Genomic DNA, 26,392 nt, shown 5'->3' with positions numbered 1-26,392 from the left:
CTCACAAAGGATTTTCCTCTCTTCAATATCCTATTAACAAGAACTTAAAAACTCTCTGAAACTCTGTGGTAAACCGTATCCTTTTCTATTCCACGTTAAATATTCTGTCTATTTCACTCCTCTCAGCGTGAACTCAAAACTCTGCTCCGTCAGCGGCACACGGTATTGCGGTTGTACACCGGGACCACAGGTTGCTGTCCCTACACCTGCCTGTTCGGCATCCAGATGAACAGTGATACGGCCGTTACGTTCCAGATCGTTAATGTGGCGGGCTTTCTCCAGCACATCGTCAGTAAACGGAACGACACTGAACTGGAACGGACGGTTCGAATCGACAAAGATTCCTTGTCCGGCTTCATCCTCCAATTTCATCCAGCGGACATCCGTACGATTTCCGGTAGACTGCGGAGTCACGTAATAGTGGAACATCCTTTCGGCAGTAGTCCGATACAGCCCTATCTTGCCCGACTGCATACGGTCAGCGTAAGTCTCGTTATCACCGCGTCCCAGATAAGCCACATTGCCAAACGTATCGTTCATCTCGAAGGCCAGCCCCAGGCGTGCCATTGATTTCACCACAGCCGTATCGGGACGGAAAGTCACTTTCACCTTCAAAGCCCCGGCAGCATTCAGTGAGTAAATGAAATCGGCATCCCCCACTTTAGTTCCCTTCGCATTCAGGACTTCTACTCGTGCAGTAGCGGTACTCTTGCTCTCCTTCAGTGACACCACTTTCTGGCTCAGCTGATCGAGTCCGGATTTACGCCAAAGATAAGCACCGTTACGATCGCGGTTATCATTGTCCGTAGCGGGACGGAAAAGACTCAGTGTAACAGGAGTTGCCAGCAATTCCTGCCCGTCCAGTGTAAAAGAGTTCAAAGCACCAGTCGCCTTATCCAACGTAAAAGCAGTCTGTCCGGCCTTGGCAGGCAGATAAGCCGTACTGTTCTTTGTTCCGGGCAATACAAACTGGTCGTAAGCCACCTCCCAATCAGTACCCACCATCGGTGAAGCTTCTTTACGAGTCCAGCTCAGGTTGAGATATCCTTCACGCACATTGGCAGGCAAGACAACTTTTCCTAATGTCATATCAACCGTAGCATGTGGCGCACAATTCACTTCTTTTGTTCCTTCTGTGACCGTTTGTCCGTTATCGCCCACCACCTGCCAATGCAGGATATATTCGTTCAGATTGGAGAAGTCGAACCAGTTTTTCACTCTTATGGTCAGATTGCTCTTATTGAGCAAGGTACACTTGATGTTCTGATAAATCTTTTTCACTTCAAGCAAGTGCGGATGCGGGACACGGTCAGCGCTTACCAACCCGTTGCAGCAGAAATTACCGAAACTCGGAACTCCTTTGGGACCGTAGTCCCCACCATACGACCAATACCAACGCCCATTCGCGTCTATCTCACGGAACGACTGGTCTACCCAGTCCCACACGCAACCACCTTGTGCCATCGGATTATTTTCGAACACATCCCAATACTCCTTCAGGCCACCTACGCTGTTGCCCATGGCGTGCACGTATTCGCAAAGAATGAACGGACGGTAAATATCTTTCTGTGCCAGATAGGTTTTGATTTCATCGACACTGCGGTACATCCGGCAATAAATATCGGTGTTATAATTCTGCTCGGCACGTTCGTATTGAACGGGACGATTCTTTTCTACCGATTTCAACCAGTCATAGGTACGTTCGAAGTTAATTCCGTTTCCGGCTTCGTTACCCAACGACCAAATGACGATGGCAGGATGGTTCTTCGAACGCTCGTACATACGGTGTGTACGATCCATGTGTGCTGTCAGCCAAGTGCTGTCCTTGGCAAGCGAAGCAGGACCGTAGCCCATACCGTGCGACTCGATGTTGGCCTCGTCGATCATATAAAGTCCGTAGCGATCGCAAAGCTGATACCAGTACGGATGAGTGGGATAATGTGAATTACGCACGGTATTGATATTGTGCAGCTTCATCAATCGGATATCCTGCTCCATCAGCTCTTTGCTGACAGTACGTCCCAATTGCGAATGTTCATGCCGGTTGGTTCCCTTCACCAGCACAGGTACACCATTGATGCAGAAACGTCCGTCCTTGATCTCCGAAGTACGGAAACCCACTTCGCAACCAGTAACTTCCGTCACCCGTCCTCCCGCATTTTTCAGTTCCAACACGAGCGTATAGAGATTGGGGTGCTCGGCACTCCAAGGCTTCACGTCTTTCAGGCGCTGTTCACCGAAAGTGATGAAGTTACTCAACCCACGTGATTTGACAGGCATTTCGCCCGAAAGTACGGGACGTCCGGCTGCATCATTCAGGGTATAAGTTATAGATACCGCTCCATTGGCAGGTCCCTCAACGGTAACATCGAGTCCGAAGATACCATCTTTGTAACGCTCCTTCTCGAGGGTGGCATTTACTTTATAGTCGGCAATGTACTGCTTCGGAGTACTGTACAAATATACATCACGTTCAATGCCACTCAAACGCCACATATCCTGACATTCCAGGTAAGAGCCCGAACTCCAGCGGTAGACTTCAAGTGCGACGGTATTCTCGCCTTCTTCCAGCTTGTCAGTAATGTCCCACTCGGCTGCCGTCTTTGAGCCTTGGTTGTAACCGAGGAAATGGCCGTTCACCCATACATAATAGAAAGAGGTGACACCTTCACAACAGAGAACCACCCGACGGTCTTTCCATCCGGAAGGCACAGTGAAAGTTCGTCGGTAAGAGCCAACTTCGTTTTCTTCAGACGGTACGAGAGGAGGATTCTTCTTGAAGTTGAACATCTTATCATCGAATTCATAAGTCTCGTTCACATAAATAGCAGTTCCATATCCCTGACGCTCCCAGTTTCCGGGTACGTTAATGTCTGCCCACCCTCCGGTATAGAACGAAGGTTTATAAAAGTCTTTCGGACGGAGGTCGGGATTCTTCACCCAATGGAACTTCCATTTGCCGTTCAGGCTCAAATAATAGGGAGACTGTTCATAGTCCCCTTTTTTCACATCGGCAGCATCTGCGTAAGGCCACACATAGGTGTGAGGGGCCAACTTGTTCAGGCCTACCGCATATTGGCTCTGCCATTCGGGAGTCTTCTGCGCCTTTGCGGGCACCATAACCAGACAGGCCAGTAGCAGTAGAAAGGTTAGTTTGATAGGTTTGTTCATTGTTTATCAGGTATTTAATATTCAATTATCTTTCTCGGGGGATGTGTCAAAACTCGCGACAGAAGACTTTTGACACATCTCCCTTTGATTTTTAAAGGTAAATACGGATCCTATTCGATCATAACTTCGTCAAAAAAGACGCGCGCTTCCTGTCCGGGACGCACATGATCAGGAGGACATTTTCCGGCTCCACGAACTGTAACGCGCACATATCTGGCCTTTACCGTTCCCAGATCGAATTTCAAATCATCCACATAAGTTCCTTCACGGAAAATATCTTCGGGAGTAAATCGCTTCTCTCCCACTGCCGTAAAATTAATGTTATCCGAAGACAACGCAACACTAACGGACTCCGGTTTGTGCACAGCCATTCCGTACACTGTAATAGAACCCAGCGTAAAAGTATGGATATTTTCTTCTTTTTGCAAATCTATCGTAAAAGAAATACTATCATTGTCTGTCCACGAGCACCATTCGGAATCGGTTTGTTTCAAGCTGCCACGCACTCCGTTGGTTAAAACCGGAACACCGGAAGCCCCCCGGGTGAATACCGGTTTCGCAGTAGCCTTATTGTATGACAAAGGCAACACGAGGGTCTTTCCCATCTGCTGCCCATCGGCAAAAGTGGCACACTTCAAGGTCTGTGCGGTACGGAACGTGAGCGACTGAGTATAGAGAGCAGAAGCTGCTCCCGGCTCAGTGCCATCAGTTGTATAACGGATTTCCACATCGGGACGCATGCACTCCAGTTTCACTTGCAATGTACCATCAACCGGAGTAGACGTATGTTGTATGTTGTACATAGAACGGGCGTATCCCACCCCTTTGACGGCAAGGTGTTCGTTATAACGATCCAGCGCTTTCAGAAACGAAGCCCAGTTTTTCTGCTCCGGGCGACTCCATCCCACTTCGGCAAGTGCTGCCAGACGGGGGAAGACGAGATAGTCCACATCCTCGGGACGGTTACAGAACTCCGTCCATAACGATGCCTGTACGCCCATCAGTAACGAAGCATATTCGGGCTTCCAATTCTTCTGCACAGGTTCGTATTGATAAACGTCTTTCAGCGTATTGTTACCAAAATAAGTGAGTGGTTCAAACCATTGCGGTCCTTGATAACGGATCAGGTACATCACACGGGCCGGAGTCATCACAAAACGATGTCCCTGCGCAGCAGCTTTCAGGGCAGCGTTGCCCATCCCTTGCCAACCGAAGACAACGGCTCCCTCGGGGATGAAGCTGTTTGTCAACTCGTCCCATCCCATCACCTCTTTACCTTTACTGCGCACATAGTCGCCTATCCGCTTCATGAAATAGCCTTGAAGGTCCTCTTCATGGGCAATGTGTTCTTTCTTCATACGATCCTGGCAAAGAGGACACTTTTTCCAATAAGTCTTCTGCGCTTCGTCGCCACCCAGATGGATGTAATGTGAAGGAAAAAGCGCAGCCACTTCATCAATGACATCTTGCAGAAAAGTGAATACACTATCGTTTCCGGCACAGTAGATGATTCCTGCATGGTCTCCACCCAGACCGGGCAATACACCGATAAACCGGTCTACCACGGGACAAGCCAGATGCGGATAAGCAGCCAGTGACGAATTGGTATGTGCCGGCATCTCTATCTCGGGAATGATCTCTACCTGACGGTCGGCAGCATAAGCTATCATCTCCCTCATATCCTCCTGGGTATAAAAGCCACCGATGGGAGTCGGTTCTCCGGGCAACGGATTCCGGCGCGAATGGAATGGCACATCGGTATGATCCACCCGCCAGGCACCGACCTCGGTCAGCCGGGGATATTTCTTAATTTCAAGCCGCCAGCCATTATCGTCCACCAGATGGAAATGGAGTTTATTCACCTTCAGCATAGCCATGCAATCGATGATTCTCAACACATATTCTTTGGGAAGAAAAAAGCGGGAAACATCAAGCATTAGCCCCCGGTAACCGAAACGGGGCTCGTCCTGAATGCTCAAACAAGGAACCGTCCACAGTGCATTGACTGTATGATGATTTTCAATATCGGGAGGAAGCAACTGGCGGATGGTCTGCAAGGCATAGAAAAACCCTTTCACATCCGATGCTCTGACCGTAATCTGTTCCGGAATGATATCCAACCGATAGGCTTCGCTTTTCAATGACTTGTCGGTGACGAAACGTACATCGCCTTTCATCTTTCCCGTTTTCAGTACGGGAGTAAACCCGGCAGCTTTGGTGAAGAGGTTTATAAAATTCCGTACCACTTTCGCCTGCTCGGCATTTTCCACAGCCAGCGTAGTACCTCCGGAAAAACGGAAATGCCCGGTGCCCGATACCATTTGTACCGGGCAGGGGACTATAGAAACTGTTTGTGTTAAGTCATCGGCCTGCAACGCCGCAAGGGGGCAGAGCGTCAGCAGGAGTATGCATATTATAATGTGTTTCATATATCCGGGATTTCCACTTATTCTTTATCTCTCTCCGGCGAGAAACGTACCGGATCATTATACTGTTCCTGAAGTTGCAACATCTGCTCTTTGAGTTCTTTCACTACAGGTTCGTATTCTTTCTGCCCGTACAGATTATGCATCTCCGTCGGATCAGCCTGCATATCATAAAGTTCCCACCAGTTGATGTCATTGTAGAAATGAATCAGTTTATAGCGTTCGGTACGTACCCCGTAGTGGCGTTTCACCATATGTTCGGCAGGATACTCATAGAAATGATAGTACAGTGCCTTCCGCCAGTCTTTGGGTTGTTCACCCTTCAGCAACGGTAACAGAGATACACCCTGAATATCGGCAGGAACGGGAGCACCGGCCAATTCGAGGAACGTAGGTGCATAGTCGATGTTCTGAACCATTTCGGTAATGTCGCCACGACGGTCAAACCCCTTCGGCATACGCATGATCAGCGGTGTGCGCATCGATTCTTCGTACATGAAGCGTTTGTCGAACCAGCCGTGTTCGCCCATATAGAAGCCTTGGTCAGAAGTGTAGACTACCAGGGTGTTATCCAGTAATCCTTTCTTTTCAAGATAGTCGAGCACACGTCCCACATTGTCGTCCAGCGACTTCACTGTCTTCATATAGTCACGCATGTAACGCTGGAACTTCCAGTTGGCAAGTTCCTTCCCACTTAGATTCAGCTTGTAGAAGTCATCGATCAACGGACCGTAGAATTTATCCCATGCCGCACGTTGTCCTTCGTCCATACGTCCCAGAAATCTCTGGTAGAGCGATTTTAAACGTGAATCTTTATCGGGGCGAAGCATCTTCAGGTCATAAATCATATCCATATCCTTCACAATACTCATCTCTTGCGCTGCGGCAGCCGGACGGCCTTCGTAATCGTCAAAGAAATTGTCGGGCAGCGGGAAGGTTTTGTCTTCGTACAAAGCCAGGTTACAGGTATCCGCCATCCAGTTGCGATGGATAGCCTTATGGTGAATCAGCAGACAGAACGGTTTGCTCTCGTCACGTTTGTTCTCCATCCAATCGATAGCGTCATCAGTAATCAAGTTGGTAATGTACCCATGTCTGTGAACGGTGTCGTTGTCCTGAGTGATAAAGTCGGGGTTATAATAGTCACCTTGTCCGGGCACGATCTCCCAATAATTGAATCCTGAGGGCAGACTCTCAAGGTGCCACTTGCCTACGAGTGCAGTTTGATAGCCGGCCTTCTGAAGCAGTTTCGGGAAAGTTTGCTGGGAACTGTCGAACACGCAGGTAGTATTGTCATAAAACTTGTTGGCACAACTATGCTTGCCTGTGATCATACAAGCACGGCTGGGACCGCTCAGAGAGTTTGCAACGAAGGAATTTGTAAAACGCACGCCGTCACGGGCAATACGGTCGAGGTTCGGAGTTTCCATATAACGGGTATCGTAGCAGCTCATCATTTGTGCCGTATGGTCGTCCGTCATAATATAAACAATGTTCAGGGGCTTTTGCTCTTCTTTCTGTTTGCCTGTGGCACATGAAGCCAAAGAAGCTACTGCCGCCGCACCTGTCAGCGAGCAGAGAATTCCGGAAGATAGGTTGTTCATCATAAAGTAGTTTTTCTATTAGGGATTAATTAGTGGTACAAATATAAAGAGTTTTAACACCCCATAGAGTTCAAAAACAACTATGATTCTTCTGAAAACGTCTAATAATGGAATAAAAAGGGCATTTATAGACGTTTTTGAACATCGGATAGACAAAATCGGAAGCCTGTCGTGAACGAGTCTTAACTGAAATTTGTATATTTGCAGACATAGAAGCCTGACAAAACTGTTTAGAAATGAATACGATTCACCACAGAGTACACGGAGGACACAGAGTTTTGATCTCTTGTTGATTAAGATGTTTGAGAGAAAGATATTCTCTGTGTTCTCTGTGGCCTCCGTGGTGAATTAAACTCAAAAACAAATACTGAATGAACTAAATACAAACCTAATCAACAAACTCTTTTTATGAATCAAAAATTATTGCTCAGCAGTGCGCTGCTTGTCGGCATGGCCGGAACACAACAAGCGTTTGCACAAAAGAAAAAAGTTCAGGACCCCAAAAAGCCGAACGTAGTTTTCATTTTGGCCGATGACCTCGGATTCGGTGACCTGAGTTGCTACGGACAAGAGAAGTTCGAAACTCCCAACATCGACAAACTGGCCCAGGAAGGAATGCGCTTCACCCAATGTTATTCGGGAACAACGGTAAGTGCCCCCTCACGCTCTTGCCTGCTGACAGGCACTCATAGCGGACATACGGCTATCCGTGGTAACGTCGAACTCGATCCGGAAGGACAATTCCCTTTGCCGGCAGATGCACAGACCATCTTCCACGATTTTCAGAACGCAGGATACAAAACCGGCGCTTTCGGTAAATGGGGACTGGGATTCATCGGCTCTACAGGCGATCCGAAAAAACAGGGAATTGACGAATTCTACGGTTACAACTGCCAATTGCTGGCACACAGCTACTATCCCGATCACTTGTGGGACAATGACAAACGAGTAGAGTTGAAAGACAACACACTGGATGTGCAGTATGGCAAAGGTACTTACTCACAAGACCTGATCCACTCAAAGGCACTCGACTTCCTTGACCGGATGGGAAAAAGCGGAGAATCGTTCTGCATGTGGTATCCTACCATCATCCCTCATGCCGAACTGATTGTGCCCGAAGACAGCATTATCAAAAAGTTCCGCGGCAAGTATCCCGAGAAACCTTTCCATGGCACCGAACCGGGTAACCCGGCATTCCGTAAAGGCGGATACTGCTCTCAGTTCTACCCTCACGCAACGTTTGCAGCCATGGTTTACCGCCTCGACGTATATGTAGGCCAGATTGTACAGAAGCTGAAAGATATGGGTATCTATGACAACACCATCATCATCTTTGCCAGCGATAACGGACCGCACATGGAAGGAGGAGCCGATCCGGACTTCTTCAATAGCAACGGTATCTGGCGCGGATATAAACGCGACCTCTACGAAGGAGGAATCCGTGTACCGATGATCATCTCTTGGCCGGAACGTGTACAACCCAGCACCCAAACCGACTTCATGTGTTCGTTCTGGGATGTAATGCCCACTTTCCGTGAAATATTGAACCCGAAAGCCAAGAACCAACAGATGGACGGTGTGAGCCTGTTACCACTACTTGAAAACCGCAAAGGACAGAAAGAACACGAATATCTGTATTTTGAGTTCCAGGAGATGAACGGACGCCAAGCCGTACGTAAAGGCCCGTGGAAGTTAGTTCACATGAACGTTCGCGGCAAAAATCCGTATTTCGAACTCTATAACCTGAATTCCGATCCGTCGGAACGCCACAATGTACTGAACCAGTTCCCGGAAAAAGTGGCCGAACTGAAAGGCATTATGCAGGCTGCACATGTGCCGAATCCTAATTTCCCACTGTTACCGGGAGAAAAATAAGAAGAAACATTTTACTTCATTACAGAATACACAGAGGGCACAGAGATTTTCCATTGAAAGAAGTTATCTCTGTGCCCTCTATATTATTAATAACTTGCAGTTATTGCTTCACTGCCACCGTATCTGCCGCAAAGACATCTTTCCGGTAGCCATACCCCAGATCGGAATAAATCTTCAACATCTCAGGCAGACGTTCCATGAAACGGTCAAAATTTTTATGTTCCGGCAATGTCCATTGTATTTCGGACAAAGCAGCCATTCGAGGTAAAATCTGCCACTCCATCTTGGTTGAATCGGCAGTCCACTCCGTCCAGATACAACCTTGAGTACCGATTACAAACTTCTTTTCGGCATCGGTCAGTTCGGCAGGAACAGGTTCGAAGTTATATACACGATTCATCCATTCGAATCCGGTCATCTTATTAATGCGCGGATTGCTGAAATAGAGCCGTTGGATAGGAGTCATGATGACATCGTGATGCTGGCGCGCAGCTTCGATGCCTCCTTGAATACCCCTCCATGACATGATGGTAGAATTCGGGGTCAGACCGCCTTCCAATACTTCGTCCCATCCCAACATACGGCGTCCGTGGGCGTTGATCTCTTTCTCCAACTCAGACATGAAATAGGTCTGCAACTGATTCTCTTTCGAATGTTTAGGCAGCGCTTTGATACCCAGTTCCTTAATTTTAGCCTGACATTTAGGGCATTTCTCCCAACGGCTCTTCGGACACTCGTCTCCACCGATATGAATGTATTCGGAAGGGAAAATATCCATAATCTCGTCCAACACGTCTTTAGTAAACTGAAGTGTCTGTTCGTTACCGGCACAAAGCACATCGGAAAATACACCAAATGAACAAAGCACCTTATAGGGACCACCCGTGCAACCCAGTTCCGGATAAGAAGCCAGGGCGGCTGTAGTATGTCCCGGAAGGTCTATTTCGGGAACTACCGTAATGAAGCGATCGGCCGCATAACGGACAATCTCACGGGCTTCATCCTGTGTATAGAAACCACTGTGAGGCTTTCCATCGAACTTCTTGGTTTCCCAGTCAATAATGGTAGAATCTCGTCTGGAACCTATTTCCGTTAGTTTGGGATACTTTTTGATTTCAATTCTCCACCCCTGGTCTTCGGTCAGGTGCCAATGGAAATAGTTGATGTTATGCAATGCCATCAGGTCAATCATCTGTTTGAGGTAGCTGACGGGGAAGAAATGGCGACCTACGTCGATCATGAATCCACGATAACGGAAACGGGGAAAGTCGGTAACCGTCCCGGCAGGAAGAGCTGCCGCCACTTTTCCGTCCTTCAGAATCGGAAGGGCTTTGTGGATGGTTTGGGTACCGTAGAATACTCCGGCCTCACTGCCTCCGGTGAGAAGAACCTTCTCGGGGGTGATCTCAAGTTTATAACCTTCCGGGTGAGTCATTGTCGTATCTACAGCAAGGATAATGGCGTTACTGCCCTTCTCTTTATCGGACACACGGACTTCGGTTCCGGTCATCTCTTTTATAAAGGTAGCCAGAAAATCGGCAGTACGATGCATTTTTTCATTAGCTGCCGGATAGATGATCGTAGTACTGTGGTTGATAACAAAAGGTGTAGTGTCTTGGGCAAGGACAATCTCTTGCGGCTGAGGAATTACGTCCAGATTCCCCTTTTCGATAACTGCGGGGCGACAGGCACAGAATAGCACAACGGCCAACAAACCGGGAGCTAAACGGAATAATAATCTCTTGTTCATAGTGTTTTGATTTGCTCACCACAGAGTCACACCGAGTTCCATAGAGGAAGGAAGCATAGAAGATACGCTCTATGGGACTCTGTGTACTCTGTGGTTAATGTTATTCATTTCGGCAAAGATAAGATTTTATTTCCATTTTTTTGGTCACGTCTATGCAAACTGTTACTTTTGCCGTTAACGTGATAGATATGCATCCATGAAAAACAACCCATATACCGGCCTTCTCTGTTGGTTGACCATACTTCTGGCAGTCTGCTGCCTCCCGCTGAAAGCCGGCCATTACTACTATAAACAGATTTCCCTGAAGGAGGGACTCCCTTCTACCGTGCGATGTATCTATACCGAACCCAAAGGTTTCGTATGGATAGGCACCAATGCGGGATTGGGAAGGTTCGACGGAGAAAAGCTGAAGAAATATATCCACCGGAAAGAAGATGCGCACTCGTTGCCACACAATTACATCCATCAGATCATTGAAGACAATCAACACAACATCTGGGTACTGACCGATGACGGAATAGCGCAGTATCGCAGGCAAAGCGACGATTTTACAACTCCACAAGACGAACAGGGACATTCCATCCTCGCCTATTCCGCTTGCCTGACGGAACAGGGGGTGATCTTCGGCGGCCGCAACCGCATCTATCGTTACGATTACGAAAACCGTTCCGTAAAACTTCTGCTGGACTTCAGTTCCGACCCTTACTTCGCCATCTCCGCCATCAGCCGATGGGACGAAGAGACGCTGCTATGTTGCAGCCGATGGCAAGGTCTCAGGTTGATCAATCTCCGTTCGGGAGAACGCCGTCTCCCTCCATTCGACTGTGGGAAAGAGATCATGGCACTTCTGATCGACTCGCACAACCGCATCTGGGTGGCCCCCTACAATGAAGGCTTGCGCTGCTTCAGTCCCGAAGGCAGATTGTTAGCCTCGTACACTACCGCAAACTCCCGCCTCAGCAACAACGTGGTGCTTAGCATAGCCGAACGGGACTCGCACATCTGGGTAGGAACAGACGGAGGAGGTATCAATATCATACGTCCGGACAACCATCAGATCAGCGTTCTTGAACATATTCCCGGAGATAACTATTCACTTCCCGTCAACTCTATCCTATCGCTCTACAACGATACCTATAACAACATGTGGGCCGGAAGCATTCGCAAGGGTTTGATCAATATCCGTGAAGTATCCATGAAGACCTATACCGATGTCTTTCCCGGAAGTAGCAAAGGGCTGAGTGATCCCGCCGTACTGAGTCTTTATCAGGACGAATCGGACGGACGGATCTGGATCGGTACAGACGGCGGAGGTATCAACAGTCTTGACCCCGACACGGAAGAGTTCCGTCACGACCGGTCTACCTGGGGAGACAAAGTAGTCTCTATCGCCGGTTTCACCCGGGAAACGCTCTTACTCTCTGTCTTTTCAAAAGGATTGTTTGTTTACAACAAAGCGAATGGAGAGCAACAGTTACTGACCATCGACCATCCCCGCCTCAAACAATATCTCTACTACAGCGGAATGGCGGTAAATGTCTATCAGGACGAACCGGGCAGCGTCCTCTTGCTGGCAGGACATATTTACCGATACGACACCGGCTCGCAGAAAATACGCGTAGTGAATGAAGAAGAAGGTATGGAGATTGCCGGCAGCATGAATGCCATTGCCCACAACGAGCGTTTCACCTACCTCAACGACAGCCGTACCCTCTACGAACTGGACCGGACAAACAACTGTCTGAAAAGACTTTTCAGCTGTACGGGCGATACATTATTATATTCTGTTTCGATGGACGAGAAAGGTGATTTCTGGATTGGCAGCAACACCGGACTGGGACAGTATACGCCGTCGACCAACCGGTATCATCCGTTGCCAACTTCCCTGTTCGGTGAAGTGAGTTCGGTCATTTGCGATCATCGGGGAAAAGTATGGATCGGGGCAGACCACATGTTGTTTGCCTGGATGCTGCAATCCCGGAAGTTCATCCTTTTCGGCGAATCGGACGGAGTTATTCCGAATGAATATCTGGCAAAGCCCCGGCTTGTCTCCGGCAAGGGAGAAGTTTATATGGGAGGCGCAAACGGACTGCTCTGCATCGACAACCGTTTTTCGACAGCTCCATCCGACTTTCCGGAAGTGGAACTGACCGACGTATACATAAACGGCGAACCGGCCATTAAGCAGATAACAGGACAGCCGGAGAAACTGACCCTCCCGCAGGACAGCCGGACCATAACCTTACGCATAATGTCCCACGAACAAGATATTTTCCGTAAAAAAAGATACCGTTATCAGATAGAAGGATTGAACGACGAACCGATTGAATCGTACGATCCGGAACTGATTATCCGTTCACTTCCGGCAGGCAAATATCGGATATTGGCCGCATGCAGTACCAAGAATGGCGACTGGACTCCCTTCCGTCCTATCCTGTCACTCACCATACTACCTCCCTGGTACCGGAGCGGATGGTTCATCATCTGTGTATTGCTTATTGCATCGGGTGTCATTGCTGCCGTCATTCTCACCATTCTGCGCCGCAGGCAAAACCGGTTGAAATGGGAACTAAAAGAGCGGGAGTTACAGGAATATGAAGAAAAAATCCGATTCCTGGTCAATGTCAGCAACGAACTCCTCCCCTCGTTCACCGAGACGGGTGAAAGAGAACTGCAAATCGTAGAGCTGATACGAAACCGGCTCCGTAACGGAGAGAAAAGTAAAACGGACACCGACATTAAAAATATACCCAAAGAGGAAAAGAGCGAACTCAGCCAACCAGACGAGACTTTCCTACGAAAACTGAACCGGCTAATCACCGACCACTTGGACAGTCCCGAACTGGACGTCACCTTCCTCTGTACGGAAATGGGATTGAGCCGTGCTTCACTCTACAACAAGTTAAAGGCCATGACCAACATGGGCGCCAACGATTACATCAATAAATTCCGCATGGAAAAGGCCATCCAACTGATCTCAACCACCGATCTCACCTTTACAGAGATAGCGGAAAAAATAGGATTTACAACATCCCGTTATTTCAGTACTTCATTCAAGCAATATACAGGAGAGACACCGACTCAGTATAAAGAGAAAATAAGGAAAAAGCAATAGGGTGTAGCCATCCGATGCATAGGGTATAACCATCCGGAGTACATGGCTACACCCTATGCCTCGGATAGCTACACCCTTTCGGACCCAGCATATTTCTTATCCGAATATAACTTCACTGAATAAAAAATGGAGTACGACACAGCCATACCCCATTCTCCATTCTAACAATCAAACTCAATCAAGCAATGGTGACAGATGCATCCAGATATACATCCTGGATGGCATTGAGCAATTCCACTCCCTCTTTCATCGGTTTCTGGAAAGCTTTACGTCCGCTAATCAACCCCATACCACCGGCACGTTTATTCACTACCGCCGTAACAACAGCGTCTTTCAGGTCGGAAGCTCCATGTGATTCGCCACCGGAATTAATCAAACCGACACGTCCCATATATCCGTTGGCTACCTGATAACGGCAAAGATCAATCGGGTGATCGGTAGTCAGTTCGGTATACATTCTTTCGTCTGTCTTTCCAAAATGAATTGCTTTGAAGCCACCGTTATTAGTAGGCAACTTCTGCTTCACAATATCCGCTTTAATGGTAACTCCAAGACGGTCTGCCTGCCCGGTTAGGTCAGCGGCAGCATGATAGTCTACCCCGTCTTTCTTAAAATCATTGTTGCGCAGATAACACCACAAGATAGTGGCCATGCCCAATTCATGCGCATAGTCAAAAGCCTCGGCAATCTCTACCAACTGACGACGGCTTTGCTCGGAACCGAAATAGATAGTAGCTCCCACAGCCACCGCTCCCATCTCCCATGCCTCCTTGACGGTGCCAAACAACACCTGATCATACGAATTGGGATAAGACAGCAGTTCATTATGGTTCAGTTTCACTACAAACGGAATTTTGTGAGCATACTTACGGGCAACAGCCCCCAAAATACCGAAAGTAGAAGCAACGGCATTACATCCGCCTTCAATGGCCAGTTTTACAATATTTTCCGGGTCGAAATAGATGGGATTCGGAGCGAACGAAGCTCCGGCTGTATGCTCAATATCCTGGTCGACAGGAAGAATGGACACATATCCCGTATTTGCCAGACGACCATGTCCCAGCAAAGTCTGCAAGCTGCGTAAGGTCTGTATGTTACGGTCCGAGTCGATCCATATCTTATCGATCGTATCCGGTGACGGCACGTGAATCAGTGATTTATCAATGGTTTTACAAGTGTGGTTCAGGTAGTATTCAGCCTGATTACCCAATAGTTCTATAATTTTATTCATAATTGTAATGGTTTTGAGTTTTATTCACCACGGAGTACACAGAGAACACAGAGAATATCTTTCTCTTAAACATCTTAATAAACAAGAGATTAAAACTCTGTGTCCTCCGTGTACTCTGTGGTGAATAATATTCATTTTTATTCCGTAATGAGGGGTTTCCTCTTATCTTATTTTTTCTTTCCCTGATTGGCAACCGCTTCCATCAGTTTCCGGATTTCTTCGGGGTCACCCAGGAAATAGTCTTTTTCCAGATTCAGTTCGTCACTGAATTCAAATACGTAAGGAACAGCAGTCGGCAGATTCAGTTTCACGATCTCTTCATCGGAGATGTGCTTCAAGTGCTTGATAATGCCCCGCAAACTGTTGCCGTGGGCAACCACCAGAATTTCATCAGCGGTTTTCAGATTCGGGAAAATGATACATTTCCAATAAGGCATGATGCGGTCGATGGTATCTTTCAAAGATTCCGTCCGGGGAAGTTCTGCATCGGGCACTTCCCGATAGCGGTTCTCAAAACGTGGATTTCTCGGATCGTCTTCCGACAGGGCATTGGGAGCTATATCATAACTCCTGCGCCAGATAAGTACCTGTTCGTCACCGTATTTGGCAGCCGTCTCGCTTTTATTCAATCCTTGCAGATCGCCATAATGCTTCTCATTCAGACGCCAACTCTTCTCCACCGGAATCCAGTCCTGATCCATCCGGTCGAGCACACAATTCAGCGTTTTCACCGCTCGTTTAAGGTACGAAGTATAAGCTTTATCGAAATTAAATCCATTTTCTTTCAGTAGTTCACCCGCTTTGCAGGCTTCGGCAATTCCCTTTTCTGTCAGATCGACATCGGTCCAGCCGGTAAAACGGTTCTCCTTGTTCCATGCACTTTCTCCATGACGGAGCAACACAATCTTTTTCATTCAACTCTCCTTTCTTTAGGTGTTTATTATAGAACATTTGTATTGAGTACAAAGTTCACGAAAGTAAAAGGAACAGTCAATACCTAAAAATGATGAAAGTGAGTTGTAAATTTGCCACAGAGTACACAGAGAATGCAAAAGACCATTCTTTCGAAGTAAGAGATAACTCTGTGTGCTCTGTGTTTGAATATCAACGATTTCTCTTTAGAAAAAGGCGATCGGTAATGACAGAGGGCAGTTCCGACTCATAATGGGTTACCATAATCATCGTTTTATCTTCACGGCAGCAGAAGGCCTCGATGATCTTTTTCACCCGCCGGCGATTGTACGTATCGAGTCCGTGCAGCGGTTCGTCCAGAATAAGTAATTCCGGATCTTTCACGAAAGCACGGGCCAGCAATGCCAAGCGCTGTTCACCACTCGAGAGTTGAAGAAAAGGTCTGTCTTTCAGAGCGGCAATGCCAAACACATCCATCCACCACTCGCAGGTGGCCATCTGGCTTTCCTGTGGACGCTTATACAAGCCGATGCTGTCATGCAACCCGGAAGCTACAATCTCAATGGCCGGCAGATTCTTAAGATAGGCACGGTGCATTTCGGGACTGACGTAACCGATATGCTTTTTTATCTCCCAAATGCTTTCACCTGTACCCCGCTTGCGTCCGAAAAGGCTGATGTCACAAGCATACGACTGAGGATTATCCGCACAAACCAAACTAAGCAACGTAGATTTACCGGCACCGTTTTCTCCGCTCAATGCCCACTTCTCGCCCCGACGGACAGTCCAGTCGAGTTCTTTCAGGATGGTACGGTCATCATAACGGATGCTGACCTTATTTAATTTTACCACCTCCCCGGAATCATAGTTGGTTCCGTCATAAGGCAATCCGGCTATACGTTGTTGCAATGCGTCCAGAGTCACGGGTACATCGGTCACACGGAATGCAGTCAGGTAAGCCCCTCGTTCCATTTTCGGAAGCACAGTCAAGTCTTCTACCGGAATCACATGGGTAATGAACGAAGGAATATCATCGAGCATCGAAAGCACAAGGATGATTTGCACAGACGACAGCCGGGTGAGGCGTTCGAGCAGGGAGAAAAGCAGTTCACGGGTCGGTGCATCCAAACCAATAAAAGGATTGTCCATTATCAGTACCCGGGGGGCAGTCAGCAAAGTTTTAGTCAGCTGAAATTTGCGCAACTCCCCACTGGAAAGGAGAATGATCTTCTTGTCCAACAACGGCTCGATGCGGAAGAGTTCAAACAATTCCTCTTTCAGCCGTTTATCTTTGATTTCCCCCAGCATCTCCCGCACGGAGGGGGCATCTTCCTGATCGTGGGCATTCCAGCGTTGCTGATAATAATAGTTAGCATCTGCTGCACCGTATGTATCACGAAAAGCAATGTATTTCACGTTATCATATACTGTCTGAGTAGAAGAAGGAGAAAAATCGTATTTCACCGTACCTTCACGCAAGGGATATTTACCCAGAAGCGTATCTACAAACAAACTCTTCCCTCCGCCGTTGGGACCTACGATAGCAATGTGTTCGCCGGCAGCGATTTGTGCTGTGACAGGTTGTGCCAAACGTACAAGCGGGTTGCGTGCTACGCCACCCGCTATACTGAATGTGTATTGTTCCATTATCCTATTTCATTATTAGGCGGAGCAAAAGTATATCAAAATCCGCACAAAGAGACAGAATAAGAGTAAAAAAAATCGTAGTATTGGGCAATCGTAGCCGGTCAGAACCTGAATTTAGGGTTTTCCGGTTCGGTATGCGACTCTTCCATCAACTTCGTCAGTTTCCGGACAATTTCCGGATATTCGCCTGCCACATCGTGCTCTTCCCTGAGATCCTTCTCCAGATCATATAACTTCATTGTAGAGTTTCCCTTCCGGATATTGTCGATAATTCCCTTCCACTTACCCATACGAATGGCTTTCAGACCGATCACCGGATCGGGATATTCCCAATACAGATATGCATGTTCTTTCTGCTGTCCGGTCTTGCCGAGCAAAGTGGGCAGGAAACTGATTCCGTCAGTCGGCGGACAATCAACCTTCGCAATATCCGCCAAAGTAGGCATTACATCCTGAAATCCGCAAATGTGATCGCTTTGAGTGGAAGGTTTGATCTTTCCGGGCCAGGTAACAATGGCAGGTATCCGTATTCCCCCTTCATGAACAAAACATTTTCCCCAGCCATACTCCGACTTGAAAGGGCCTCCGCTATCGAACCACGGTGAATCGCTTCCGCCGTTAAAGGTTGGACCGTTATCGGAAGTGAACATGATAATGGTATTATCATACAGATGATCTGCCTTGAGTTTCTCTATCAGTCTACCTATCTGTTCGTCGAAGTAGCTGATCATGGCAGCATAAGTCGCATGTGGATATCGGCAAGGCATATATCCGGTTTTCCCGGTGTAAGGCGCCTCGTCTCCAAACTTTTCGACATAGTGTTTCACCCACTTCTCCGGTGCCTGTAATGACACGTGCGGAAGCGGAGTAGTCCACATCAAAAAGAAAGGCTTCTTCTTATTCTGTCCGACAAACGAAATCAGTTCATCAAAAATAAGATCATTAGCATACTCCTTCTGTGAAAATTTGGCATAACTGGCTTCATCGCGGGGATCTGTTCCGGGATCCAGCCGGGCAGTGTGAGGGTCGAGCACTTTATTGTTCAGATATACACGGTCTTCATCCTTATACAGAAATGCCGGATAGTAACTGTGCGCTTGCCGCTGGCAGTTATATCCGTAAAAACTGTCGAATCCCTGTTTATTGGGAGTACCCTCCGATCCCGGAGCACCCAACCCCCATTTCCCATAACATCCGGTGGCATATCCCGCCTGCTGCATCATCCTTCCGATAGTCATTGTATTGGCCTTCAGAGGATACTGTCCCTCCAGATTCGGATGCACATACATGGAGTCATAATTCATGATGGCTCCCCGGTATGCCATTTCATCATTGGCCCGTATCTGTGCATGTCCCGAATGCATACCTGTCATCAGCACACAGCGTGCCGGTGCCGAAACAGGCGATCCGGTATAGTGCTGGGTGAAACTGATGCCGTCTTTACACAGCCGGTCTATGTTCGGAGTTTCTATTTTTCCGGAACCATAACAACCAATATCCCCATACCCTAAATCGTCCATGATAATATAGATGATATTGGGTTGAGATTCTTTAACCTGACTTTTTGCCGATAAAGCAAATACGGATAGTCCGATATAGATTTCTATTCTTTTCATGCTAAGTTTCTTTTTTTAATCCCATTTATAATTTACGTCTACCTCCTTTTTCAGGGCAGGGCCGAATGAATACCCCTGTTGTTCGAACCATGGTTGCTTCAGAAGAACTTTACCGTAAAACTCATCGAAACTCAACGGTTTGCCGGAATACCACATTTGTTCGGCAAGCGCAAGAATACGCGGAAAGACACGACGGTCGATCCTATCTTCGGTTACTCCATCGTCTGTCCACAGTGCAGAACTCATTCCGAGGATAAGCGGGTTTTCTTCCCGTGGCCTGTAAGAGGGATTATGCAGATACACATCTTCCAGATCGAAAGTGCGGTCTTTGGCATATCCCCTCCAAGGAGTGAGCGGGAAGTTCAGATAGGTGTAATAGTTCGTACCGCAAATCACCGGGTAATTATGCCTGACAGCGTTCTTCAAAGCCAGATCCTTGTGCCCTCTCCAGTTCCACCACTGTATAACCACATTATCCGGCAACGGATAACCGTCCTTATAAATCACATCGCCCCAAAAGATAGCCTTCCGTCCTTTCTGTTTCAGGTAATTTGCCATTCGGGCCGAAAACCATAATTGCAGGTCATGGCTGTCCTTCAGTTTTTCTTTCGCAATCCGTGCCTGACAATCCGTACATTTATCCCAGTTTCCCTTAGGAGCCTCATCGCCTCCGAGATGAATATAAGCGGATGGAAACATCCGGCACACTTCGTCCAGTACATTCTGCAGGAAGGTGAGTGTACTGTCTTTGCCGGCGCAAAAAATATTCTGTGTAAAACCGCTTTGGGGCACTTTCACCGGAATGTTGAAACATCCCAACCGCGGATACGAATTAAGTGCGGCCTCCGCATGTCCGGGCATGTCGATCTCGGGAACAACCGTGATACCGAGGTCTGCCGCATAGCTGACAATCTCCTTTACCTCTTCCTGGGAATAAAATCCCTGTTGCTCCGGCCCCTGTCCTACGAAAGCTCCGATCCGTGTCAAAAGCGGATAGCGTTTTATCTCGATACGCCAACCGAGACCCTCGGTCAGATGCCAATGAAAATAATTCATTTTCAGCATCGAAGCCATATCGATATATTTCTTGATGGTAGAGACCTTTTGGTACTGGCGTCCCGAATCCAGCATAAAGCTACGCCATTTCACTCGCGGAAAGTCAGTGATTTCCGCACAAGGAAATATAAGTTTGTCCCCTTCCCGTGTACCCCATTGTCTCAGGCTCTGAACGGCATAAATAAAACCGGCGTTATCTGCCGCACGAACAGTCATTTTCTCGGGAGTAACAAGAATGCGATAACCCTCTGCGGGAAGTGTGGCATCTTTCTCCCAGGAGATTTGGCTGTGCCCCTTTTCACTACACCATTCCACGGCACTTTTCGGTATCAGTTTTTCATAAAACAAATGCAGGAAAGAAGCGGAAGCATCTTGAGCATGCATCCGTATCTTGCCTTGGAGTTGCAACTGTCCATTGGCTTTTTCGAGGTAATCAGGTGTAGGTAAGATCGTTTGTCCGCACAGACGGACGGCGTGCGAACCGAGGAAAAGCAGTATTAAAATCAGGTATTTCATCTAAACATAGTATTTATAGTGTGACAAGAAACTGTCCAAAGATAAGAATTTCTCGGGACAGTTTCTTATCACACGGTTAAAACCATTTATCAATCAGGAAGGGGCTACTCTACTCCGTCATCCCAACCCGGATTTTGAGCAAGCTGAGGATTCAGCACCCTTTCATTACGTGGAATAGGATTCAAGTAATAATATTCGGGCCAAGTATGGGTTTGTACAGGATGGAATTCAAGATATCCCTCTGCGCCACCTCCGTCAATCGTCACCTTCGTTCCAGCGGGAAAGTCCGATGTCTTGACATACATACCCAACTTCTTCTTTAACGCGTAATGGCACTTCTTCCATCTCCGCAGATCGTCGAACCTGAACCCTTCGGAGAATAGCTCGATACGCCGTTCGCGGCGAATCTCCCATAACAAAGGATTGACAGCATAGTCACCCGGATAAGCAGGATCGCCCAGATCGCGCTTAGGATCGAAAGCGGCGTTGATTTCCGCCACTTTCATAGGTGCCACGTTAGCACGGATACGCAGTTTATTAATTGTCTGATCGGCCGCGGACTGATCGAATTCACCCAACTCACACGTTGCTTCAGCATAATTCAGCATCACCTCTTCTACCCGGAAGATGGGCATATCGGTCTCTTCATTTCGCTGCGATCCCATCGACAAATAAGTACAATAATACTTCCAATTATTATACCCGAAAGCCGACTTGTACCAAGGCTGATTTTCCAAATAGAAATCGAAATGCGGAACTGCTCCCAGAATACCTCCGTCATACCCCTGGCGGAAAGGTAACGTCTTCTGTCTCTCTTTGCCGCTTCCATACCCTATTCCCAACCGGATATTCAGGCTATCGATAAAGCTCCTGTCCTTAGCGACATCGGTAAATTCCCACTTATTCCCCCAAGCATCGGTAGAAGCCGATCGGTCAATTCTGTATGGAGGAGTCACTTGCAGCCAGAGTCGATGATCCCGGCAACTGAACTCACTGTACATATCCTTATCTCCCTGGAACAACGGACTGTTCCAGCGGGTTTTCCCATCCGAACAGAGATAGCTGTCCACCAAGTCACGAGTCGGGTTATAGTAGGACGATCCGGTTGTTCCCTGAATGCTGGTATCATGTACTACGTTTTCCGCATTCGAGAACTCCCGATAGAGTATGACTCCCGGTACATCTTTCAGGTCGAGTGAACAAAACAGATCATCGTAGTTACTGCAAATTTCAGGATAGCTGCTCATAACCTCGGCAGACACCCGTTTACATTCTTTCAGAAAAGTTTCGGCATCATTCAATCCATGATATTTTCTCCATGTTCCTTCAAAAAGACAGAAACGGGACATAAATGCCTGTACGACGGCTCTGTTAATCGTATTACTGCCATCACCATTGACGTTGATATGCTGCTCGGCATATTGCAAATCTTCAAGAATATGCTTCGCGATTTCGTCTCTGGAAGCACGGGGACCGTTGATCAACTCTGTATCATTATCACTTAATACTCGGTCTATCCAAGGTACGCCGCCGTAAGCAGACAGTAATGAAAAATAGCGGTATGAACGAAAGAAGTATCCGACACTTTTCCAATGCGCCTTCTCAGTCTCAGTCATCTGGGAACCGTCTATCCGTCCCAACATCAGATTGACACGACGGATAAAACCATAATAATCCCAAGTCGTATTATTCCTCTTATCAGGCACAGTGACCAGTCCCCTGATCCAGTTGCTTTCGCTGCTTCCCCGCGTCTGATTATACGAGATATCGTCTGTTGAAGTATCACCGTATCCTAATTTCGGAAGTGTTTCATACAATCCCCAGGCATATGCCTTAAAGTTATCATACGTCACAAAGGCCGTCTCTTCCGTCGGATTGCCCAACGGATACCTTTCCATAAAATCATTGTTCAGGCAACCGGTAAAAGCGATCGCACTGAGTATAAACAAGGCAAATGTATATTTCTTCATACTATTTCGGTTATTTAGAATGTGACATTAAATCCAAGTGAAAATTTCTTCATAAACGGATACTCCCATGCTCCTTTTGAAAGCATATCCGACTCCAGACCTTCCGGTAAATGATCCCATGTATGAAGGTTTTCCCCACTGAAGAAGACCTTGACTTCGTCAAAGTAAACTTGTTTAGACCACGCTTTAGGCAATGTATAAGACAAGGTGATATTTTGCAGTTTCACATAAGCCGCATTGGCCAGATACTTGGTTTGCTTCCAGCGATTCGAACCGGTATTCACACCATTGTTTGCATATACTCTCGGAAAATAAGCATCTGTATGCTCCGGTGTCCAGAAGTTAAGGGTTTCTTTAAACAAACTTCCCCATGTACCTGTAGGCCATGCAATCTGGTCAGTACGCCAAAAGTCACGCTTACCCACACCACGAAGAAAAATGGAAAGATCGAATCCCTTCCAGCTCAAACCTGCATTGATTCCGTAATGGAAACGCGGTGTAGAATTACCGATAATACGTTGGTCACCCGGATCGTCTGCTGTCCCTTTTCCAGTCCAGATGGTACTGGCATCATCATCAAAATTCTTATAAAGCACATCCCCCGGATACACTTTTCCAACTCCCTTCGGGATAGGAATACCTTCTTTAAGGGTTCCGTCGGCATTGAAATCGTCTTCTTTATAAAAACGGTCGGTTACATATCCCCAGATCTCACCAATCTTCTGTCCTTTCCGATAAGTACCCAACAAATTGGTTTCATTGTTAAACTTAGTAATCTCACTCTGTGAATCATAGAGATTAAATCCGATACGGTAACTGAAATCTTTGATACGGTCTCTCCAGTTGAGTTCCAGTTCCCAGCCATAGGTCTTCAGATCCGCGGCATTTTGCTTGGCGGCAGCTACTCCCACCACCCAAGGCAAATCCATACCCGGTGCCAGCATACCTTTCGTATCACGCCGGTACCAGTCGAAAGTTCCGTTCAGCCTGTTATCAAAAAATCCGAAGTCGACACCGAAGTCAAGCGTATATACTTTCTCCCAGGTAAACGCATTGCTGACCATAGCCGGCGTAGACAGAGTCGTAGGTCTTTTGCCGTCTACCAGCCAATTGGTTAGTCCCGGAGCCATTTCCGGTATATACGGATAATTGTCCGGTGTACCGTTAGGCAGCAAAATGATCTGATTTCCTATCGATCCCCAGGACGCACGAAACTTTAAATTAGACAGAACACTCCGGGTTCCTGCCATAAAAGACTCTTCCGAAATGCGCCACCCTCCCGAGAAAGAAGGGAAAAAACCGAAACGATTGTTTTTAGGGAAACGTGAAGTTCCGTCATAACGTCCGTTAGCTTCGACCATGTACCGATCCTTGTACGAATAATTAACGCGGTAAAAGAGTCCCCTAAGGGCATATTCATTGAATGTGTCTGTAGCCGTTGTAGTTCCGGTAGCTCCCGATATGGACGGCAAGTTGCTCAACAACACATCTTTTCTTTCCGTCCACTGTGATTCAGCATGATTCTCTTCCTGGTTGAATCCACCCATCACCCCTATATTATGATTACCTATTGAAAAGTCGTAATTTGCAAAAACGTTGATCGCATTGTAGTTGTTAAATCCCTGAGTCAGTGCATACCGCGTGTTCTCCGTATTATTCAGGACACCGGTAAAATTCATTCCGATGTATTTATACTGGTTCACATACATGCGGTTGTAATTCGTCACCCTGTTATATGTGTATTCACCTGTTATCTTCAGGTTCTTCAGAGGTGAAATAATAATACGTCCCAAAGCTCTGAAGTCAGTTTTTTTAACGATGTGCGGTTCTCCATAACGGATGTAAGTGGCAGAAGTTTCAGCGGGATAAGTAATCCCATCCTCTTCATAAGGCGAAATATTCTGATAAGAAGGGAGTTGCATGGCACTTCCCCAAATTCCGTTCCTTCCGCCTTGTTCCACTTTGTTCTGGGTAGAATTGGCATACCGTATATCCAATTGGGTCGTCAGCCATTTGTTGACCTCCACACTAAGGAAGCTCGACAGATTGGCACGTTCATATCGGTCCTTATCGGTAATCAGGATTCCGTCTTCGTTGGTATATCCCAAACCGATGCGGTAATTCGTTCTGGACCCTCCTCCCGAAACCGAGAAGCTATGGTTTTGCATAAAGCCATAATTGTCCATCATATCCGCAAACATGTCGTTTTCTCTCATCAGGAACAGATTCCCGTTTTCGTCGAAAACATACCCTTGAGGATATTTGGAAGGATTATCCATATAATCACGTATATACGTTTCCCACTGAGGTATATTCTTACCATCCACATACGTATCATTAGGCCATCCCATTTCCTTATATGCCAATATGGACTCCAGCGGGTTCGCCTTTTGCGGTAATTCCAATGCCTTGGAGAACGAGAAATTGTTATTATAATTAAACTTAGGCGCCATGTCCTTTTTTCCCTGCTTAGTGGTGATAAGAATCACTCCAAACGCTGCACGCGCCCCGTAAATGGCTGCAGAAGCCGCATCCTTCAAGACAGAGACCGATTCAATATCCTGCGGATCGATCATATTGATATCCATCGGAACATTATTAACCAATACCAGAGGACCGCCACCATTGATAGAAGTAGTTCCACGGATGTTATACGACAAATTGTCACCGGGTGTACCGGTTGTACCTTCAATTTTTAATCCCGGAACAACTCCCTGCAGAGCTGCCGTAACATTCGTTATCGGACGGTCACCCAGTGTCTCCTGTATATTGACGGAGGTAACGGCTCCCGTCAGATTGACTTTCTTTTGTGTTCCAAAGCCGACCACTACCACTTCATCCATCAACTTTGAATCCTCTTTCAACTGAATGACGAGTTGGGTTTTCCCATTGGTACTGACCTCTTGTGGCAGATAACCGATATACGTAACCTGCAGTTTGCCGTCCGCAGGAACTTCTAACGTGAACTCTCCGTTGAGATTCGTGATCGTAGCCTGCTTACTGCCTATGGCAAGTACATTGGCCCCTATGAGAGGTTCACCGGTAATGCCGGTTACCTTACCCGTTATTTTTTTCATCTGGACAGTTTGTTTGGCAGCAGCTTTCTCTTTTGGCTGCACAGAAGGAGTAATAACTATATGTTCAGGTTCATAGTTACAAGTAAACCCGGTATTCTTCAAAAGAGCATCCATCACAAAAGAAAGCTTTTTGTCTATAAAGTTTTCCTTAATTTTCTTGTTTACATCCAGCTTGGTCTGATTGTATGTCACACTTAACTTGGTTTGCTGCTCTATCTGTTCGAATACTTTTTGCAAAGATTGATTGTTACCATATACACTTATTCGCTGATTCTGCCCGTAAGCAGTGTTATAAATGCATAAAGCGAGAAGTAAAAGGACTATTTTATGAATTTTTACGGATAGAATATTCCTTAAATTGATTTTTAATTTCATAATTTTGTGAGTTAATCAATTAATACTGTTTAAAGTCTCTAAAGGTTAAAA

General features: G+C 47.0%; 13 protein-coding genes. 2 read left to right on the top strand and 11 right to left on the bottom strand.

All coding sequences use genetic code 11. The features are described from left to right. Positions 1–108: 108 nt before the first annotated feature. From ISX59_RS08890 to ISX59_RS08880, 3 genes are all read right to left on the bottom strand, one after another. Positions 109–3,171, bottom strand: a complete 3,063-nt coding sequence (locus ISX59_RS08890) for a glycoside hydrolase family 2 TIM barrel-domain containing protein (RefSeq protein ID WP_032540103.1) — start codon at positions 3,169–3,171, stop codon at positions 109–111. Between the two features lie 110 nt (positions 3,172–3,281). Then, on the bottom strand, positions 3,282–5,600 hold the full coding sequence (locus ISX59_RS08885; protein WP_005807585.1) for a glycoside hydrolase family 20 protein: 2,319 nt from the start codon (positions 5,598–5,600) through the stop codon (positions 3,282–3,284). Positions 5,601–5,617: 17 nt separating this feature from the next. Continuing rightward, positions 5,618–7,204, bottom strand: a complete 1,587-nt coding sequence (locus tag ISX59_RS08880) for a sulfatase (RefSeq protein WP_080594296.1) — start codon at positions 7,202–7,204, stop codon at positions 5,618–5,620. Positions 7,205–7,609: 405 nt separating this feature from the next. Between ISX59_RS08880 and ISX59_RS08875 the strand changes: the two genes are divergently transcribed. Continuing rightward, positions 7,610–9,076, top strand: a complete 1,467-nt coding sequence (locus ISX59_RS08875; RefSeq protein ID WP_005807589.1) for an arylsulfatase — start codon at positions 7,610–7,612, stop codon at positions 9,074–9,076. A gap of 100 nt (positions 9,077–9,176) precedes the next feature. On the opposite strand, the gene ISX59_RS08870 is transcribed toward ISX59_RS08875, so the two are convergent. Further along, positions 9,177–10,826: a beta-N-acetylhexosaminidase gene (locus ISX59_RS08870; protein WP_005780545.1), complete on the bottom strand. Its 1,650-nt coding sequence runs from the start codon at positions 10,824–10,826 to the stop codon at positions 9,177–9,179. A gap of 196 nt (positions 10,827–11,022) precedes the next feature. Between ISX59_RS08870 and ISX59_RS08865 the strand changes: the two genes are divergently transcribed. Continuing rightward, a complete protein-coding gene (locus tag ISX59_RS08865) occupies positions 11,023–13,941 on the top strand; it encodes a two-component regulator propeller domain-containing protein (protein ID WP_220575829.1) in 2,919 nt (972 codons plus the stop codon). Positions 13,942–14,119: 178 nt separating this feature from the next. On the opposite strand, the gene ISX59_RS08860 is transcribed toward ISX59_RS08865, so the two are convergent. The 7 genes from ISX59_RS08860 to ISX59_RS08830 all read right to left on the bottom strand — a co-directional run bounded on the left by ISX59_RS08860 (position 14,120) and on the right by ISX59_RS08830 (position 26,341). Then, positions 14,120–15,172: a class I fructose-bisphosphate aldolase gene (locus ISX59_RS08860; RefSeq protein WP_005780549.1), complete on the bottom strand. Its 1,053-nt coding sequence runs from the start codon at positions 15,170–15,172 to the stop codon at positions 14,120–14,122. A 167-nt stretch (positions 15,173–15,339) separates the two neighbouring features. Then, positions 15,340–16,086 (bottom strand): 2,3-diphosphoglycerate-dependent phosphoglycerate mutase, encoded by a 747-nt coding sequence (gene gpmA / locus ISX59_RS08855; RefSeq protein ID WP_005807593.1) that lies wholly within the window; start codon positions 16,084–16,086, stop codon positions 15,340–15,342. Between the two features lie 190 nt (positions 16,087–16,276). Further along, the gene (locus tag ISX59_RS08850) at positions 16,277–17,731 is read right to left on the bottom strand and encodes an ATP-binding cassette domain-containing protein (RefSeq protein WP_005807594.1); all 1,455 of its coding nucleotides are present in this window, start codon (positions 17,729–17,731) and stop codon (positions 16,277–16,279) included. A 101-nt stretch (positions 17,732–17,832) separates the two neighbouring features. Continuing rightward, positions 17,833–19,347 carry an arylsulfatase gene (locus ISX59_RS08845; protein ID WP_220575828.1) on the bottom strand — a complete coding sequence of 505 codons (1,515 nt, stop codon included), beginning with the start codon at positions 19,345–19,347 and terminating at the stop codon, positions 17,833–17,835. 15 nt (positions 19,348–19,362) lie between these two features. Then, positions 19,363–20,919 carry a beta-N-acetylhexosaminidase gene (locus tag ISX59_RS08840; protein WP_005780558.1) on the bottom strand — a complete coding sequence of 519 codons (1,557 nt, stop codon included), beginning with the start codon at positions 20,917–20,919 and terminating at the stop codon, positions 19,363–19,365. A 104-nt stretch (positions 20,920–21,023) separates the two neighbouring features. Continuing rightward, positions 21,024–22,889 (bottom strand): RagB/SusD family nutrient uptake outer membrane protein, encoded by a 1,866-nt coding sequence (locus ISX59_RS08835; RefSeq protein ID WP_005807600.1) that lies wholly within the window; start codon positions 22,887–22,889, stop codon positions 21,024–21,026. Between the two features lie 14 nt (positions 22,890–22,903). After that, entirely contained in the window at positions 22,904–26,341 is a 3,438-nt protein-coding gene (locus ISX59_RS08830; protein WP_220575827.1) for a TonB-dependent receptor, read from the bottom strand. Between the last annotated feature and the right edge of the window lie 51 nt (positions 26,342–26,392).

This window comes from Bacteroides sp. FSHCM14E1 (assembly GCF_019633785.1).
GTDB lineage: Bacteria > Bacteroidota > Bacteroidia > Bacteroidales > Bacteroidaceae > Bacteroides > Bacteroides hominis.
The sequence above is the reverse complement of the archived record's forward strand: the minus strand, read 5'-3'. Positions and strand labels throughout refer to the sequence as shown.

Bases quoted from the DNA above. Each gene is read 5' to 3' on its own strand.
- ISX59_RS08860 (WP_005780549.1), bottom strand. From the start codon at position 15,172: ATGAATAAAATTATAGAACTATTGGGTAATCAGGCTGAATACTACCTG.
- ISX59_RS08835 (WP_005807600.1), bottom strand. From the start codon at position 22,889: ATGAAGAAATATACATTTGCCTTGTTTATACTCAGTGCGATCGCTTTT.
- ISX59_RS08850 (WP_005807594.1), bottom strand. From the start codon at position 17,731: ATGGAACAATACACATTCAGTATAGCGGGTGGCGTAGCACGCAACCCG.
- gpmA (WP_005807593.1), bottom strand. From the start codon at position 16,086: ATGAAAAAGATTGTGTTGCTCCGTCATGGAGAAAGTGCATGGAACAAG.
- ISX59_RS08865 (WP_220575829.1), top strand. From the start codon at position 11,023: ATGAAAAACAACCCATATACCGGCCTTCTCTGTTGGTTGACCATACTT.
- ISX59_RS08845 (WP_220575828.1), bottom strand. From the start codon at position 19,347: ATGAAAAGAATAGAAATCTATATCGGACTATCCGTATTTGCTTTATCG.
- ISX59_RS08890 (WP_032540103.1), bottom strand. From the start codon at position 3,171: ATGAACAAACCTATCAAACTAACCTTTCTACTGCTACTGGCCTGTCTG.
- ISX59_RS08880 (WP_080594296.1), bottom strand. From the start codon at position 7,204: ATGATGAACAACCTATCTTCCGGAATTCTCTGCTCGCTGACAGGTGCG.
- ISX59_RS08830 (WP_220575827.1), bottom strand. From the start codon at position 26,341: ATGAAATTAAAAATCAATTTAAGGAATATTCTATCCGTAAAAATTCAT.
- ISX59_RS08870 (WP_005780545.1), bottom strand. From the start codon at position 10,826: ATGAACAAGAGATTATTATTCCGTTTAGCTCCCGGTTTGTTGGCCGTT.
- ISX59_RS08840 (WP_005780558.1), bottom strand. From the start codon at position 20,919: ATGAAATACCTGATTTTAATACTGCTTTTCCTCGGTTCGCACGCCGTC.
- ISX59_RS08885 (WP_005807585.1), bottom strand. From the start codon at position 5,600: ATGAAACACATTATAATATGCATACTCCTGCTGACGCTCTGCCCCCTT.
- ISX59_RS08875 (WP_005807589.1), top strand. From the start codon at position 7,610: ATGAATCAAAAATTATTGCTCAGCAGTGCGCTGCTTGTCGGCATGGCC.